Here is a 15843-nt window from a genome sequence, read left to right on the forward strand (position 1 = left end):
TTCCTTCCTATATCTACGCATTTCACCGCTACACAGGAAATTCCACCACCCTCTACCATACTCTAGCTCGACAGTTTTGAATGCAGTTCCCAGGTTGAGCCCGGGGATTTCACATCCAACTTAACGAACCACCTACGCGCGCTTTACGCCCAGTAATTCCGATTAACGCTTGCACCCTCTGTATTACCGCGGCTGCTGGCACAGAGTTAGCCGGTGCTTATTCTGTCGGTAACGTCAAAATTGCAGAGTATTAATCTACAACCCTTCCTCCCAACTTAAAGTGCTTTACAATCCGAAGACCTTCTTCACACACGCGGCATGGCTGGATCAGGCTTTCGCCCATTGTCCAATATTCCCCACTGCTGCCTCCCGTAGGAGTCTGGACCGTGTCTCAGTTCCAGTGTGACTGATCATCCTCTCAGACCAGTTACGGATCGTCGCCTTGGTGAGCCATTACCTCACCAACTAGCTAATCCGACCTAGGCTCATCTGATAGCGCAAGGCCCGAAGGTCCCCTGCTTTCTCCCGTAGGACGTATGCGGTATTAGCGTTCCTTTCGAAACGTTGTCCCCCACTACCAGGCAGATTCCTAGGCATTACTCACCCGTCCGCCGCTGAATCCAGGAGCAAGCTCCTCTCATCCGCTCGACTTGCATGTGTTAGGCCTGCCGCCAGCGTTCAATCTGAGCCATGATCAAACTCTTCAGTTCAAACATCTTTGGGTTTTTAAGAAACCCTAAACTTGGCTCAGCAATCGTTGGTTACATCTTTGATTTCTCGCGGAGTAACTTGTGATGCTGATAATCTTGTTGACTATCAGTCTGACTCCACAAGCACCCACACGAATTGCTTGATTCAGTTGTTAAAGAGCGGTTGGTTAAGATCTTTCGTCTCAACCGAGGCGCGCATTCTACAGCAGCCTCATTTGCTGTCAAGTGATTATTTTCAGAAGTTTTCGAAGAATTCTTCAACAACTTCAACCACTTGCGCTTCAGATCTCTCCGAAGCGGGAGGCGAATTCTACAGCGTTACACGCTGCTGTCAACACCTCTTTTTCAACTTCCTTTCGACTTCGATGAACTGAAGCAACCTGCTGCCGAAACCCACATAACTCATTGAATCTCAACGAGTTTTCCGTTTCGACTGCGCCGGAAGTGGGGCGAATTATAGACATCTGAAATCTGCCGTCAACCGTTAATTTCGCTTTTCTATCGAAGCAAGGAAAAGCCCTCTATATAGAGGCGCTCACCTAAGCCTTACCTGGAATCAAGCCTTCAGCCAGAAAGCATAGGCAAACCCACCCTGGCTCGTAGCAAAGCTTGAGCACGAGGTCAGCGAATATCAAAGGAGAGGAGTTTCAACAAATAGATGGTGTCCCAGGGCAGGTTCGAACTGCCAACCTTCCCCTTAGGAGGGGGATGCTCTATCCAATTGAGCTACTGGGACACACGCTTGTCGCAGCAGACGCTGCATGACGGACGGCGTGCATGTTAACCACCGCACCCGGATTTGTCATGTCGTCCGTAGGGCTTTTTAAGTGTAGGCAGCCGCCCTGCCATATCGCGGGAAGAATTACCGTGCATTTTGCACACCTCCCTAACGCCTTCATTGCAGATTGCAATCCAAGCAAGCCATAAAAGCCTCTCAAATGCTTGTTTTTAAAGGACTTAACAGAGGTTAAACTGTTGGCACGACGGCTGCTTTATCTGTTCTATAGAAGAACATTCGGAGCCACGCCCCATGAACAGCACTCTTTTGCTTGCAAACGCAATTGCTCTAGTGGTTTTGGTGAGCTCCCAATTTATCCCCGAGAGTTCCGCACCAGAGCCATTGGTTCAGCGTATGCCACATTACCTGCAGGTACAGAGAACGCCGCAACTGGCGGTGCTGAGCGATCAGGTCAACCCCACCTCACAAGCCGTCAGTATTTCCGGGCAGACGCTGCCAGCACTGACTTCAGAACATCTGGTTTTTTGAAATATCTTCAGGAGTACAAAATGTCCAAATCAGCTGCAGGATTTCTGATCCTCGCTTTATTGAGCGGCGTTGTGCATTTATCGTTGTTCGAGGGTACCGAAATCACCCTGCCACTGATTGGCTGCGGTGTGTTTACAGTGCTGTTTGTGCTTGCAATGGCTGCCGGACGGAAAATCAAATTTGATCCGGTTTTACGTTGATCCCGATCAGGCGCAGAAGATCATTGACGGCCTCCGCCAGATTTCCGGAATTATCGATGTGATATACCGGCCCATCACTTGACCTCCGATCCTTGAACAACGCATTGCGAGCCAGTCTTTCTTCAATCTGCTCAAGCGTCTCTCGACCACGTCTGAGCAGACGCTCTCGCAAAACTTCATTCCTGACCGTAAGCAAAACCGGCAGCAGCGCCGGATAGCGCTCCAATGCCTGGCGCAGATTGGCGCGGGAACCGTTGACCAACACATGCTGACCCGCTTTCAGTCGCTGATCCATTTCCACCGTAATTCCATAGGCAAGACCATTGGCGCGCCAGGCCAGCGAGAAGTCGCCAGCGCGCTCGCGTCGCTCGAACTCCTCCGGTGTCACCCCAATGGCATCCTCTCCTACCGATTCAGCGGATCGCGTGATCACCCGACGCATCACCTCGCAGTTCAACGCACGCAATGGCACCCGCGCCGCTTCAATCAAACTGTCCTTTCCCGAACCGGACGGCCCCATCAAATAAATTAGCTTGCCATCCATCCTGAAAACACCCTCCAGCAGGGGTATGCCACTAGTAAATCGGCAATTTGCCACTATCCTGTACAGGTAAGGAACAAGGATTTAGAACCCGCATAGAATGCACGTTCTGATGCCTTCGGACATCAATTGATGTGCGGCAGGAACCGAACAAGGATGCGGACAGTGGCGAAGATTTCAAACCAGTCCGCATTTCTGATAATTGGTGCTGGCATTACGCCTTTACCCAGCTCAATATTTGTCACAGAATTGACGCCAATGATCTGGCAATTTTGAGGCATGATGCGGGCCTCTTAACAATTCAGGTTGAACCATTTGGCGCGGATGCTTGTCCTACCACACATCCTGCGGCCAATCCCGAGAACCGCTCCCCTGAACTAACCGGTTAAATATATGCGCCCATTGAAACAGGCAATTTATTCCAGCCGTACGGCTGACAAGTTCGTCGTACGTCTGCCAGACGGAATGCGGGAACGCATTGCCGAGGTGGCTCGCAATCATCATCGCAGCATGAACTCCGAAATCATTGCGCGCCTTGAGCAGAGTCTTATTCAGGAAGGTGCACTGGGCGAAGAGCTGAGCATGCGCCTGGACAGCCCGGAGCTGTCGTTGCACGAGCGCGAGCTGTTGCAACGTTTCCGCCAGCTGTCTCACCGCCAACAAAATGCTCTGGTGTCCTTGATTGCCCACGATGCAGAAATGGCAGCAGACGCGTCCTGAGCCATACCGAACATCTCAAGCCAGCTTAATTGCTGGCTTTTTTTCGCGCGGATTTTGGGTAATCGCAGGCACAAAAAAGCCCGCCAATTAGCGGGCTGTTTCAATGCTGCCGGTTAGAGCAGGAAGATTGTCGCCAACCCCAGGAATATGAAGAAGCCACCACTGTCGGTCATCGCAGTGATCATCACGCTGGCTCCCATCGCCGGATCTCGCCCCATCTTCGCCAAGGTCATAGGGATCAAAACGCCCATCAATGCAGCCAGTAACAGGTTAAGTGTCATTGCCGCGGTCATTACCACGCCCAGGGACCAACTCCCGTAGAGCAGATAGGCAACAACACCGATCACACCTCCCCAGACCAAGCCATTGATCAAGCCTACCGCCAACTCCTTGCGCATCAGGCGCGAAGTATTACCGGTACTGACCTGATCGAGCGCCATGGCGCGAACGATCATGGTGATCGTCTGGTTACCGGAATTACCACCAATACCCGCCACGATCGGCATGAGTGCCGCCAGTGCTACCAGCTTCTCGATCGAACCCTCGAACAGACCGATCACTCGCGACGCGACAAACGCAGTGATCAAGTTGATCGCCAGCCACGCCCAACGGTTACGCAGAGACTTCCATACCGAAGCGAAGATATCCTCCTCTTCACGCAGACCGGCCATGTTGAGGACTTCGTTCTCGCTTTCCTCACGAATCAGATCGACCATTTCGTCGATCGTCAGACGGCCGATCAACTTGCCGTTCTTATCGACTACCGGGGCGGAGATCAAGTCGTAACGCTCGAAGGCCTGTGCGGCGTCGTAGGCATCTTCGTCCGGGTGGAAGCTCACCGGATCACTGGCCATCACCTCGGCAACTTGTTTGTCCGGGTCATTGACCAAAAGGCGCTTGATCGGCAGTACACCCTTGAGCACACCATCGTAATCAACGACAAAGAGCTTGTCGGTATGACCTGGAAGCTCTTTGAGGCGACGCAGATAGCGCAGAACCACTTCGAGACTGACATCCTCACGGATAGTCACCATCTCGAAGTCCATCAACGCACCGACCTGCTCCTCGTCGTAAGACAGGGCCGACCGCACGCGTTCACGTTGCTGGTTATCCAGACTCTCCATCAGCTCGTGGACGACGTCTCGCGGCAGCTCGGAAGCCAGATCAGCAAGTTCGTCGGCGTCCATGTCCTTGGCCGCGGCCAAGAGCTCGTGATCGTCCATGTCGGCGATCAGCGTTTCACGAACAGAGTCGGATACTTCGAGAAGGATATCGCCGTCGCGATCAGCCTTGACCAATTGCCAGAGCGTCAGACGATCGTCCAGCGGCAAGGCTTCAAGGATGTAGGCGACGTCGGCAGAGTGCAGATCATCAAGCTTGCGTTGCAGCTCGACGAGATTTTGTCGATGAACCAGGTTTTCGACGCGATCGTGATGCGCGCCTTCCTGGCGATGAGTCAGGTCTTCGACGACGCGCTGACGCTGCAGCAACTCGACAACCTGAGCCAGGCGATCCTGCAGGCTTTCTTGTGTTTTCTTTACTTCGATTTCAGACATAGGCGAACTCCACTCCCAGCAGCGGGGCACGCCGGAAGGATCAATCAGTCAATTCATGATTGGTGAAACGGGGTACTGAGTAACTACTGGGTAAGTCCATGGAGGTTTTCCACAAGCCCCGGCGGGGCTGACGGGCGCAATGATACACCGCCTGACGGTTTAAAACGTTAAAAAATCGCGGTCGAAACAAGCGCTTGCGAAACAATCCTGAGCACTGTCCTGATCCCTGCACATGCGACGACTCATCCTGAAAAGAAAACACACCGGCACTGGAAAATGTAGCGACTACCCTTGAGCGTAGATCGTCATGGAGGACGTCGAATGCCATTGAAACCATCCCACCTTGTACTCACCAGCCTGTTCTGCCTGCCGCCGACCGGGGCCGCCCTCACCCTCCATCGCTGCGAGGCAGTCGATGGCAGCATCACCTTCACATCAATGAGCTGCGCTCAAGGCGAACGACGCTCAGAGCAGGACGTTCACCCCTACTTGCCCGGATCAGTCGCGGCAGTGATGCCGGAGCACAACCACGAAGAAACATCCGGCATGACAAACCGAATTCGGGAACCCGTCATTGTTGGCCACACAGAAGACCGATGCGGAAATCTGATCGACGCGAGACAACGTCGCGAAGCGATCATCAATCGCCGAGTCATTGCCGGCATGAGTCAGCAAGACGTCGAAAGCGCGTTAGGCAAACCGGACAAGGTGAATATTCGAACATCGGCGACCAGCTATCGCTATGACCTCAAGCGAGGCCGTTCGGCTCAAATAGATTTTGATGAGAGGGGATGCGTGAAGGCAAAAACCAAATCCCGGACAGCAAAAAGCCCGCGTTAAACGCGGGCTTTTCGGTATATGGTGCACTCGACAGGATTCGAACCTGTGACCGCTCGGTTCGTAGCCGAGTACTCTATCCAGCTGAGCTACGAGTGCAATTTGTGTTTTTAGACCAGACCACAACTGGCTGAAACCAAGTTATTCACATTGCTGCAACTAACTCTTAAATGGTGCACTCGACAGGATTCGAACCTGTGACCGCTCGGTTCGTAGCCGAGTACTCTATCCAGCTGAGCTACGAGTGCATTTGTGTTTTTAGACCAGATCACATCTGGTTGAAGCCGAGCTATTTACATTGCTGTAACTAACTCTTAAATGGTGCACTCGACAGGATTCGAACCTGTGACCGCTCGGTTCGTAGCCGAGTACTCTATCCAGCTGAGCTACGAGTGCATTTGTTGCGCCGCATTATAGCCCGTCTAATCTCTATTCCAACCACTTTTTCTATTAATTTCAACAACTTACAGAAAAAGCCAGATTACGACGTACTAAGCAAATAATGGCGGAGAACGGGGGATTCGAACCCCCGACACCCTTTTGAGGTGTACTCCCTTAGCAGGGGAGCGCCTTCGGCCACTCGGCCAGCTCTCCGCAACACGGGGCGTATCTTAACCAACCTTTTCCCCGTTTGCAAACATAAAAATCGATAAAAATTAATGGCTTGGTTCTTCGTCCTTCTCTTTCTTTATACGCAGGTAAATTTCCTCACGGTGCACGGCAACCTCTTTCGGGGCATTGACGCCGATACGCACTTGATTTCCTTTAACGCCGAGCACGGTCACGGTGATTTCGCCATCACCGATAATCAGGCTTTCTGCGCACCGACGAGTCAGAATCAGCATACCTTTCTCCTTACGCAATTCAGTTCAGGGACAACAGTCTGCAAAAAAAAGGCACCCGACCTACAACCGGAGCGATCGTAGCCCTACATGCCTGAGTATTGACCAGCGCGAGCAAAAGAACAGTTCAGGGCTCGCGCCATTCAAAAAATAAAGGGCGCGGTCAGACCGCGCCCTTCAAGAAACGGAATTACTCGCCTTGACGGGCCGGAGCATCCAGTTCGAAAGCCGTGTGCAGGGCGCGCACAGCCAGTTCCAGGTACTTCTCTTCAATCACCACGGAAACCTTGATTTCCGAAGTCGAGATCATCTGGATGTTGATGCTTTCTTTCGCCAGGGATTCGAACATGCGGCTGGCCACGCCTGCGTGGGAACGCATGCCGACGCCGACGATCGAGACCTTGGCAATCTTGGTGTCGCCAACCACTTCACGGGCACCGATCTCGCGAGCGGTGTTTTCCAGCACGGTCTGTGCGGCCTGGTAGTCGTTGCGGTGCACGGTGAAGGTGAAGTCGGTGGTGTTATCGTGCGCAACGTTCTGCACGATCATGTCGACTTCGATGTTCGCGGCACTGATCGGGCCGAGAATCTTGAACGCCACGCCCGGGGTGTCTGGCACGCCACGGATGGTCAGCTTGGCTTCATCGCGGTTGAAAGCGATGCCGGAAATGATCGGCTGTTCCATGGTTTCCTCTTCATCAATAGTAATGAGGGTGCCCGGACCCTCCTTGAAGCTGTGCAGTACGCGCAGCGGAACGTTGTACTTGCCGGCGAACTCCACCGCACGGATCTGCAACACCTTGGAACCGAGGCTGGCCATTTCCAGCATCTCTTCAAAGGTGATCTTGTCCAGGCGCTGAGCGACCGGCACAACGCGCGGGTCGGTGGTGTAGACACCATCCACGTCGGTGTAGATCTGGCACTCGTCAGCCTTCAACGCGGCAGCCAAAGCTACGCCGGTCGTGTCGGAACCGCCACGACCGAGGGTGGTGATGTTGCCGTGCTCGTCGACGCCCTGGAAACCGGCGACAACCACCACGCGACCTGCTTTCAGATCACCGCGAATCTTTTGGTCATCAATCTGCAAGATACGCGCTTTATTGTGCGCACTGTCGGTCAGGATCCGCACCTGATTACCGGTGTACGACACCGCCGGCACACCGCGCTTGATCAACGCCATCGCCAGCAGAGCAATCGTCACCTGCTCACCGGTGGAAACGATCACGTCCAGCTCACGCGGAACCGGTTGAGTGTCGCCACTGATTTGCTTGGCCAGATCGATCAGACGGTTGGTTTCGCCGCTCATTGCAGACAGCACAACCACCAGGTCATCGCCGGCATCGCGGAATTTCTTAACCTTGTCGGCGACCTGCTCGATTCTCTCGACGGTACCGACCGAGGTGCCTCCAAATTTCTGTACGATCAAAGCCATTTCAAAGCCGCCTCTGCCCATGAAGGGCGCCCAATAATCACTCGAACAGCCGCCGGGCCCGCCACTAGACTGCGGGCCCGACGGGCCGTCTTATAAACCCTGCTCGACGAATGGAACGGTCAGCGCCAGTGCGCCATCCAGTGCGCCGGCGTCGACACCGCCGCCCTGCGCCATATCCGGACGACCACCGCCCTTCCCGCCCACTGCCGCAGCAGCCTGCTTCATCAAATCACCGGCTTTGAGTTGGCCAGTCAGGTCCTTGGTTACACCTGCAACCAGTACGACCTTTTCCTCATGGACACTGCCGAGCAGGATCACTGCGCGACCGAGTTTGTTCTTCAACTGATCAACCAGCGCCAGCAGCGCCTTGGCGTCCTGACCATCCAGACGTGCAGCCAGAACCTTCACGCCTTTGACGTCCAGCGCCGAGGAAGACAGATCGTCGCCCGCAGCACTGGCAGCCTTGGCTTGCAACTGCTCGAGTTGCTTCTCCAGTTGGCGATTGCGCTCCAGCACAGCCGACAGCTTGTCGATCAGGTTGTCGCGGCTGCCCTTGACCAGGCTGGCCGCTTCCTTGAGTTGTTCTTCTGCCGCGTTCAAGTAAGCCAGTGCTTGCGCACCGGTAACTGCCTCGATACGACGCACACCCGAAGCCACACCGCCTTCGCTGATGATTTTCAGCAGGCCGATGTCGCCGGTACGGTTGGCGTGGATACCGCCGCACAGCTCGACGGAGAAATCGCCGCCCATGCTCAACACACGTACGTTGTCGCCGTACTTCTCGCCGAACAGCGCCATCGCGCCCTTGTTCTTGGCGGTTTCGATGTCGGTTTCTTCGGTTTCAACGGCGGAGTTCTTGCGAATCTCGGCGTTGACGATGTCTTCCAGCGCTTTGATCTGCTCAGGCTTGATCGCTTCAAAGTGGCTGAAGTCGAAACGCAGACGCTGGCTATCCACCAACGAACCTTTCTGCTGAACGTGCTCGCCCAGCACCTGACGCAGTGCAGCGTGCAGCAAGTGCGTGGCCGAGTGGTTCAGCGAGGTAGCGTGACGCACCTCGGCATCGACATGAGTTTCCACTGGCGCGCCGATGGTCAGGCTGCCCGAATCCAGTACACCGTGGTGCAGGAATGCGCCGCCAGTCTTGGTGGTGTCGCGAACGTCGAAACGTGCGCTGCCCGCCTGCAGATAACCGCAGTCGCCGATCTGGCCGCCGGATTCAGCGTAGAACGGCGTCTGGTTCAGCACGATCACCGCCTCTTCGCCTTCATTCAAGACGTCGACCGACTGGCCATCTTTATAGATAGCAACGATTTTGGCCGAACCGCTGGTGTCTTTGTAACCGGTGAACTCGGTGGCCACATCAACCTTGACCAAGGTGTTGTAGTCCAGACCGAACGAGCTGGCCGAACGCGCACGAACACGCTGGGCTTCCATCTCACGCTCAAAACCGGCTTCGTCGACTGTCAGGCTGCGCTCGCGGGCGATGTCGGCGGTCAGGTCCATCGGGAAACCGTAGGTGTCGTAGAGTTTGAAGACTACGTCGCCCGGCACCACGGTGCCTTTGAGTTCCAGCAGATCCTGCTCGAGGATCTTCAGGCCGTGCTCCAGCGTCTTGGAGAACTGCTCTTCCTCGGCCTTGAGCACGCGCTCAATGTTGCTCTGCTGCTTCTTCAGTTCCGGGAAGGCTTCGCCCATCTCGGCAACCAGCGCCGCGACGATCTTGTAGAAGAAGCTGCCGGTGGCGCCCAGCTTGTTACCGTGACGGCAGGCGCGACGGATGATCCGGCGCAGCACATAACCGCGACCCTCGTTGGACGGCAGCACGCCGTCGGCGATCAGGAAGCCGCACGAACGAATGTGGTCGGACACTACTTTCAGCGACGACTGATCACCGTTTTCGCAACCGATGGCTTCAGCCGAGGCCTTCAGCAGGTTCTTGAACAGGTCAATGTCGTAGTTGGAATTGACGTGCTGCATCACCGCACTGATCCGCTCCAGACCCATGCCGGTGTCGACCGACGGCGCTGGCAACGGATGCAACACGCCATCGGCGGTGCGGTTGAACTGCATGAACACGTTGTTCCAGATTTCGATGTAACGGTCACCGTCTTCTTCTGGCGAGCCCGGTGGGCCGCCCCAGATGTGGTCGCCGTGATCGTAGAAAATCTCGGTGCACGGGCCGCACGGGCCGGTATCGCCCATGGTCCAGAAGTTGTCGGAAGCGTACGGCGCGCCTTTGTTGTCGCCGATGCGGATCATGCGCTCGACCGGCACACCGATTTCTTTGGTCCAGATGTCATACGCTTCGTCGTCGGAGGCGTAGACGGTGACCCAGAGTTTTTCCTTCGGCAGTTGCAGAACACCGGTCAGGAAGGTCCACGCGTAGGTAATCGCGTCCTTCTTGAAATAGTCACCGAAGCTGAAGTTACCGAGCATTTCAAAGAATGTGTGGTGACGAGCGGTATAACCGACGTTTTCCAGGTCGCTGTTCTTGCCACCGGCACGCACGCACTTCTGGCTGCTGGTCGCACGGGTGTACGCACGTTTTTCCTGGCCCAGGAAGCAGTCCTTGAACTGGTTCATCCCCGCGTTAGTGAACAGCAGGGTTGGGTCGTTGCCCGGAATCAAAGAGCTGGAGGCTACACGGGTGTGGCCTTGCTCTTCGAAGAAGCGAAGGAAGGCTTCACGGATTTCTGCGCTTTTCATTAGGTTCTTCCACGGAGGCTGCGGCCAAAGGCCTGTTCGAAACGTCAACAGACGAAGCGACGGCAAAGGGCCGCATTATATCGGCCCTGCGCGCGGGGTACAGCGTGTTTATACGATAGAAACGGTCAATTGGACGGCTAACGCTGTCACTTGCGCGAAAACTCGACGAATGTCGCGATCACTTGCTCGATTTGCGAGCGATTGACGTCCATGTGCGTGACCATACGCAGGCGTGCGGCGGCGCTCAACTTGATCCCGCGTTCGGCAGCAAAGGCCTTGATCGCTTCGGCTTTGTCGCCCATTTGCACATAAACCATGTTGGTTTGCACCGGTTCGACGATGAAACCTGCTTCACGCAGACCGTCGGCCAGCAGTTGCGCATTGGCGTGGTCGTCGGCCAGACGCTCGACGTTGTGATCCAGCGCGTACAGCCCCGCCGCTGCCAGCAACCCGGACTGACGCATGCCACCGCCGACCATTTTGCGCAGACGGCGAGCCTTGCCGATCAACTCGGCCGAACCGCACAACACCGAACCCACCGGCGCGCCGAGGCCTTTGGACAAGCACACCGACACTGAGTCGAAATGCTGGGTGATTTCCCGGGCATCAACACCCAGCTTGACCGCCGCGTTGTACAGGCGCGCGCCGTCGAGGTGCAGTTGCAAGCCTTTTTCCTGAGTGAAGCGGCGTGCGCGGGCCAGGTACTCCAGCGGCAGCACTTTGCCCTGCATGGTGTTTTCCAGCGCCAGCAAACGAGTCCGGGCGAAATGGAAGTCGTCCGGTTTGATCGCGGCGGCGACTTGATCCAGATCCAGCGAACCATCGGCTTGCACTTCCAGCGGCTGCGGCTGGATCGAACCGAGCACCGCCGCGCCACCGCCCTCGTATTTGTAGGTGTGCGCCTGCTGGCCAACGACGTATTCGTCGCCGCGCTCGCAGTGCGCCATCAAACCCAGCAGGTTGCTCATGGTGCCGGTCGGCACAAATAAAGCGGCGGCAAAACCCAAGCGTTGGGCCAATTCGGCTTCCAGGCGATTGACCGTCGGATCTTCGCCGTACACGTCATCACCGGTGTCCGCCGCAGTCATCGCGTCGAGCATGGCGGGAGTCGGTTGGGTGACAGTGTCGCTGCGAAGATCGATAACGCTCATGAACCTGGCCTCAAATCAGCAGGGGAAATCCCTTTACGAAGTGGAATTACTGCGGTCATCGCGTGGATTAATCAAGCCTTGGGCAAGGAAAAGTCGTTTCGAGCCTGCAAAAAATTCGATGACAATCATCAGAAAGGCGCAATGCACAGACACACAATCTGTGTTAAAAACGCTGCGCCGTCCCAGAAAGGGCGGCAAAAACGTTCTCAGGGCGGGGTGCAATTCCCCACCGGCGGTAATTGCGCGCAATGCGCATAGCCCGCGAGCGCTTGGCGACGAACACGACTTCGGTTGAGATCGGCGGCAAGGTCAGCAGACCCGGTGTGATTCCGGGGCCGACGGTCATAGTCCGGATGAAGAGAGAACGGGATTAACGCCAAAGGGCCGTCCGCGCGATGATGTTGTGCGTGTGCGCACCCTTGAATCCCTTTCGATTCATAACGCCCTGTTTTTCACACAAACAGGAGTCAGAACATGCAACCCACCGCTATCGACAGCAAAAGCAAACACCCTCACGGCGAGCGCGTCGCGTTCATCCAGACCTGCTGGCACAAGGAAATCGTCGACCAGAGCCGAAAAGGCTTCGTCGCCGAAATGATTGCCCTGGGTTATCAGGAGTCGGACATCGATATCTTCGAAGTCGGCGGCGCCTTTGAAATGCCCCTGCACGCCAAGTTGCTGGCCAAAACCGGCCGTTATGCCGGCATCGTCGCCGCTGCTCTGGTGGTTGACGGCGGCATCTACCGTCACGAGTTCGTCGCCCAGTCGGTGGTCAGCGGCCTGATGCAGGTGCAGCTGGAAACCGAAGTGCCGGTGTTCTCGGTGTCGCTGACCCCGCATCACTTCCATGCCGGTGACGAGCATCAGAAGTTCTTCTTCGAGCACTTTGTGCACAAGGGTCAGGAAGCAGCGCGGACTTGCGCGGATACGCTGCGCAAGGTTCGCGCACTGCGTCGTACAGAGCCGCATGCTGTAGCCGTCTAAGCCTCCAACGATCGTTCCCCTGCTCTGCGTGGGAATGCCTCAATGGACCGCTCTGCGTCCGCTTTGGGACGCGGAGCGTCCCGGGCTGCATTCCCACGCGGAGCGTGGGAACGATCATCACGTCAGGCGAGGTTTTCGTCGCTGGTTGGGACGATCAGGATGCCCGCGCGCAAGCCGTTCTTGACCTTGGGATTGGGGAAGATGATCCGTGCGCCCTCTTCCTCAATGATCCAGCGGGTATTGGCCAAGTCTTCGGCCAACACGTAACCCATCTCCAACTCGGAAAAGTTTTCGATGTCCTGCGGCAGGTTCAGGCGGAACGCATCGCTGTGCTTGATGATTTCTCGCGCGACGCTGAACAGTTGCAAACCATCCAGCCCTGGTTCAGCCATCTCCGGCTCAGTGCCTTCGATAATCTGCTTCAAACGAGTTTCCAGCAGCGAGACGTTAACCCCGTCGTTCTGCCCGAATGGCCGCGCCTTGCCCAGTTCCAGCGTGAAAGCCTCGGCACCGAGCTTGTCGTAGGTGTACGAACTGAAGACGATCGACGGTTTGTTCTGCAACAGCACAGCTTCCATCCCGGCAGCACGCAGACGTGCCAGCTCCAGACGCGAATGCTGGCGACCTTCTTTCCACGGATAGAGTGCGAACTGTTCGATCTTCGAACCGCGAATCGCCGTGTGCAGGTCGTAGTGCAGGCGCTGGCGATCCGGCAGGCTGAAGAAACTCGCCGCCAGACGTTCCAGCTCACAAGCTCGCAGCGCTTCCGAACCACTGCTTTGTTCATGGCGGCCGTTGAACAGCCGATTGACGTCCTGCTCGACGAAACGCTCGCCTTTGCGAATCGCTTCCGGGTTGCCGAACAGGAACAGAATGCGTGCGCGCGGCTTCAAATCGCCGCGAGCGATGTCGTGCAGCAACCGATCAAGCAGCTCGATCGGCGCAGTTTCGTTGCCGTGGATGCCTGCCGAAAGCAGCAGATCCAGGCCATTGTCGCGCGCTTCGGGTGGCCGGACTTCCAGCGCACCTTCGCTCAACCAGCGCATACGCACGCCTTCGACAGTCAGTTGAGTCTTCTCCGCCGGTTCGCGGCCGGCGAGGGTCAGTTCAAGCAGTTTGCCGAGGGCGAGCATAGAGCGGTTTCCTTAGTGGTCGTGGTTGCAATCCGGGCCGTGCACGTGGTCTTCGTCGTCGCCGACGTCGGCCGGTTCCATTTCCAGTTGCAGACTTACCAGATTAGTCGCCAATGGGCGCAGCAGCAGGTTGGCGTACTCGGCGTCACCTTCTTCAACGTCCACGCCGATCAGCAGTTGGCCACGGCCGTCCTGCTGGATCCACAGCTCTTTGCCTTGCCACATGACCGCGACGCGGGTGCAGGAGGTCTCCAGTTGCGTGCCGTCGGTGTCTTCAAGGATCAGCTGCAGGGAATCGCTCATGTTTTTACTCTCTAGGTGAGACAAGCCGGGCGCCGCGTTCAGGCGACGCGCTGGCCATCAATTGATCTGGAATGGATAAACCGCGCCCAGTTTAAGGATTTGCGTCAGTTCATCCAGTGCCGTCCGGCATTCAAGCAGCAATTGCGGATCCGCCAGATCGGTTTCGCTCAGGCGGTCGCGGTAGTGCTTTTCAACCCATGCGGTCAACGAACCGTACAACGGTGGCGTCATGATAACCCCTGGATTGACCGCCGCCAGTTCGGTTTCGTTAAGCGCGACGCGCAGACGCAGGCACGCCGGGCCACCGCCGTTCTGCATGCTTTGCTTGAGATCGAAGACTTTCACTTCGCGGATCAGGCCGCCGGAACTGGTCAGTTCTTGCAGGTAAGTCCAGACGCGTTCGTTGGCCTGGCACTCTTGCGGCACGATCAGCAACATCGAGCCATCAGGACGCGACAGCAACTGGCTGTTGAACAGGTACGAGCGCACCGCGTCATCTACGGTGACCGCCGAACGCGGCACACACACAGACTGGAAGTTGCCGCCGGCTTTGGCGAGTTTGCTTTGCAGCTCGGCCAGCATCGAGTCGGTGTCGAGGAACGCGTCCTCGTGATAGAACAACACCTCACCGTTACCCACCGCGATCACGTCGTTATGGAACACGCCCTGATCGATCACGTTCGGGTTCTGTTGGGCGTAGACCACACCTTCGTCACGCAGCCCGTGCAGACGCGCAACCGCTTGCGACGCTTCGAGGGTTTGACGGGCCGGGTACTTCTGCGGCGCCGGGAAACGGTTGTCGAACGCGCTGCGACCGAATACGAAGAACTCGACGCCGGCCTCGCCATACTCACGGCAGAAACGCGTGTGGTTGGCCGCGCCCTCGTCACCGAACTGTGCCACCGCCGGCAGAGCGGCGTGATGAGCGAAGTGCTGCTGATTGGCGAACATCGCACCGAGCACGCGGCTGGTGGTCGGGTGCTCGATGCTGCGGTGGTATTTGCAGTTGAGGTTGGCGGCGGTGAAATGCACGCGACCGTCTGCGGTGTCGGCGCTCGGGCTGACGGTGGCAGCGTTGGCCACCCACATGCTCGATGCCGAGCAACTGGCGACCAGCAGCGGCATGGCTTCCTTGGCGGCGCGCTCGATCACTTGCGCGTCAGTGCCGCTGAAACCCAGACGGCGCAAAGCGGCCACGTCCGGACGTTCCTGTGGCGCCAGCACGCCTTGCTGAAAGCCCATTTCCATCAGCGCTTTCATCTTCGCCAGACCTTGCAGCGCCGCTTCCTTCGGGTTCGAAGATTGCTGGCTGTTGCTCTGGGAGGCAACGTTGCCGTAGGACAGACCACCGTAGTTATGGGTCGGCCCCACTAGACCGTCAAAATTGACTTCATAGGATTTCATCAGCGAGGCTCCACGAGAATCTGTTGTTATAGGCTTCAGTAACTATTCTTTAAC

The 15843-nt window shown here is 56.5% G+C and carries 14 protein-coding genes, 5 tRNA genes, 1 rRNA gene and 1 riboswitch (1 of these 21 cut by a window edge); of the genes, 5 read left to right on the forward strand and 15 right to left on the reverse strand.

The window, feature by feature from the left end:
* Positions 1-710 (reverse strand): 16S ribosomal RNA (locus AC3IUF_RS22385) (it extends 827 nt beyond the left edge of the window).
* Positions 711-1369: 659 nt separating this feature from the next.
* Positions 1370-1446, reverse strand: a tRNA-Arg gene (locus AC3IUF_RS22390).
* A gap of 294 nt (positions 1447-1740) precedes the next feature.
* Here AC3IUF_RS22390 and AC3IUF_RS22395 point away from each other — a divergent pair.
* Together AC3IUF_RS22395 and AC3IUF_RS22400 are read left to right on the forward strand one after the other, a co-directional pair.
* Positions 1741-1977 carry a hypothetical protein gene (locus tag AC3IUF_RS22395; protein ID WP_007919322.1) on the forward strand — a complete coding sequence of 79 codons (237 nt, stop codon included), beginning with the start codon at positions 1741-1743 and terminating at the stop codon, positions 1975-1977.
* A gap of 20 nt (positions 1978-1997) precedes the next feature.
* The gene (locus tag AC3IUF_RS22400) at positions 1998-2177 is read left to right on the forward strand and encodes a PA3371 family protein (protein WP_095112208.1); all 180 of its coding nucleotides are present in this window, start codon (positions 1998-2000) and stop codon (positions 2175-2177) included.
* Here the strand turns inward: AC3IUF_RS22400 and phnN are convergent.
* Entirely contained in the window at positions 2152-2721 is a 570-nt protein-coding gene (gene phnN / locus AC3IUF_RS22405; protein ID WP_095112209.1) for a phosphonate metabolism protein/1,5-bisphosphokinase (PRPP-forming) PhnN, read from the reverse strand. The genes AC3IUF_RS22400 and phnN overlap by 26 nt on opposite strands.
* Positions 2722-3111: 390 nt before the next feature.
* Here phnN and AC3IUF_RS22410 point away from each other — a divergent pair, with 390 nt between their 5' ends.
* Positions 3112-3438, forward strand: a complete 327-nt coding sequence (locus AC3IUF_RS22410) for an Arc family DNA-binding protein (RefSeq protein ID WP_003178899.1) — start codon at positions 3112-3114, stop codon at positions 3436-3438.
* A gap of 113 nt (positions 3439-3551) precedes the next feature.
* Here the strand turns inward: AC3IUF_RS22410 and mgtE are convergent, their stop codons facing one another.
* On the reverse strand, positions 3552-4994 hold the full coding sequence (gene mgtE / locus AC3IUF_RS22415; RefSeq protein ID WP_007919330.1) for a magnesium transporter: 1443 nt from the start codon (positions 4992-4994) through the stop codon (positions 3552-3554).
* 321 nt (positions 4995-5315) lie between these two features.
* Here mgtE and AC3IUF_RS22420 point away from each other — a divergent pair, with 321 nt between their 5' ends.
* Positions 5316-5834: a cell envelope protein SmpA gene (locus tag AC3IUF_RS22420; RefSeq protein WP_095112210.1), complete on the forward strand. Its 519-nt coding sequence runs from the start codon at positions 5316-5318 to the stop codon at positions 5832-5834.
* Between the two features lie 19 nt (positions 5835-5853).
* On the opposite strand, the gene AC3IUF_RS22425 is transcribed toward AC3IUF_RS22420, so the two are convergent.
* The 8 genes from AC3IUF_RS22425 to ltaE all read right to left on the reverse strand — a co-directional run bounded on the left by AC3IUF_RS22425 (position 5854) and on the right by ltaE (position 11965).
* Positions 5854-5930, reverse strand: a tRNA-Arg gene (locus AC3IUF_RS22425).
* A 72-nt stretch (positions 5931-6002) separates the two neighbouring features.
* Positions 6003-6079: transfer RNA gene (locus AC3IUF_RS22430), tRNA-Arg, on the reverse strand.
* Between the two features lie 71 nt (positions 6080-6150).
* Positions 6151-6227 (reverse strand) — tRNA-Arg (locus tag AC3IUF_RS22435).
* Positions 6228-6334: 107 nt separating this feature from the next.
* A tRNA-Ser gene (locus tag AC3IUF_RS22440) sits at positions 6335-6425 on the reverse strand.
* 62 nt (positions 6426-6487) lie between these two features.
* The gene (gene csrA / locus AC3IUF_RS22445) at positions 6488-6676 is read right to left on the reverse strand and encodes a carbon storage regulator CsrA (RefSeq protein ID WP_002554426.1); all 189 of its coding nucleotides are present in this window, start codon (positions 6674-6676) and stop codon (positions 6488-6490) included.
* A gap of 187 nt (positions 6677-6863) precedes the next feature.
* Positions 6864-8105: an aspartate kinase gene (locus tag AC3IUF_RS22450; RefSeq protein ID WP_007919332.1), complete on the reverse strand. Its 1242-nt coding sequence runs from the start codon at positions 8103-8105 to the stop codon at positions 6864-6866.
* Positions 8106-8195: 90 nt separating this feature from the next.
* A complete protein-coding gene (gene alaS, locus AC3IUF_RS22455) occupies positions 8196-10814 on the reverse strand; it encodes an alanine--tRNA ligase (protein ID WP_007919333.1) in 2619 nt (872 codons plus the stop codon).
* 146 nt (positions 10815-10960) lie between these two features.
* Positions 10961-11965, reverse strand: coding sequence for a low-specificity L-threonine aldolase (ltaE, locus tag AC3IUF_RS22460; protein ID WP_095112211.1), 1005 nt, complete (start codon positions 11963-11965; stop codon positions 10961-10963).
* Positions 11966-12163: 198 nt separating this feature from the next.
* Positions 12164-12335, forward strand: a riboswitch (FMN riboswitch).
* A 104-nt stretch (positions 12336-12439) separates the two neighbouring features.
* Between ltaE and AC3IUF_RS22465 the strand changes: the two genes are divergently transcribed.
* Positions 12440-12949 carry a 6,7-dimethyl-8-ribityllumazine synthase gene (locus AC3IUF_RS22465; protein WP_489279334.1) on the forward strand — a complete coding sequence of 170 codons (510 nt, stop codon included), beginning with the start codon at positions 12440-12442 and terminating at the stop codon, positions 12947-12949.
* Positions 12950-13071: 122 nt separating this feature from the next.
* On the opposite strand, the gene astE is transcribed toward AC3IUF_RS22465, so the two are convergent.
* Genes astE through astB form a run of 3 tightly spaced genes read right to left on the reverse strand, consistent with a single transcriptional unit; the run spans position 13072 to position 15789 of the window.
* The gene (astE, locus tag AC3IUF_RS22470; RefSeq protein WP_007919337.1) at positions 13072-14082 is read right to left on the reverse strand and encodes a succinylglutamate desuccinylase; all 1011 of its coding nucleotides are present in this window, start codon (positions 14080-14082) and stop codon (positions 13072-13074) included.
* Between the two features lie 12 nt (positions 14083-14094).
* Positions 14095-14385 carry a hypothetical protein gene (locus AC3IUF_RS22475; protein ID WP_007919345.1) on the reverse strand — a complete coding sequence of 97 codons (291 nt, stop codon included), beginning with the start codon at positions 14383-14385 and terminating at the stop codon, positions 14095-14097.
* Positions 14386-14442: 57 nt separating this feature from the next.
* Positions 14443-15789, reverse strand: coding sequence for an N-succinylarginine dihydrolase (gene astB / locus AC3IUF_RS22480; RefSeq protein ID WP_007919347.1), 1347 nt, complete (start codon positions 15787-15789; stop codon positions 14443-14445).
* Positions 15790-15843: the final 54 nt, after the last annotated feature.

Source organism: Pseudomonas sp. KH_040 (genome assembly GCF_057839305.1).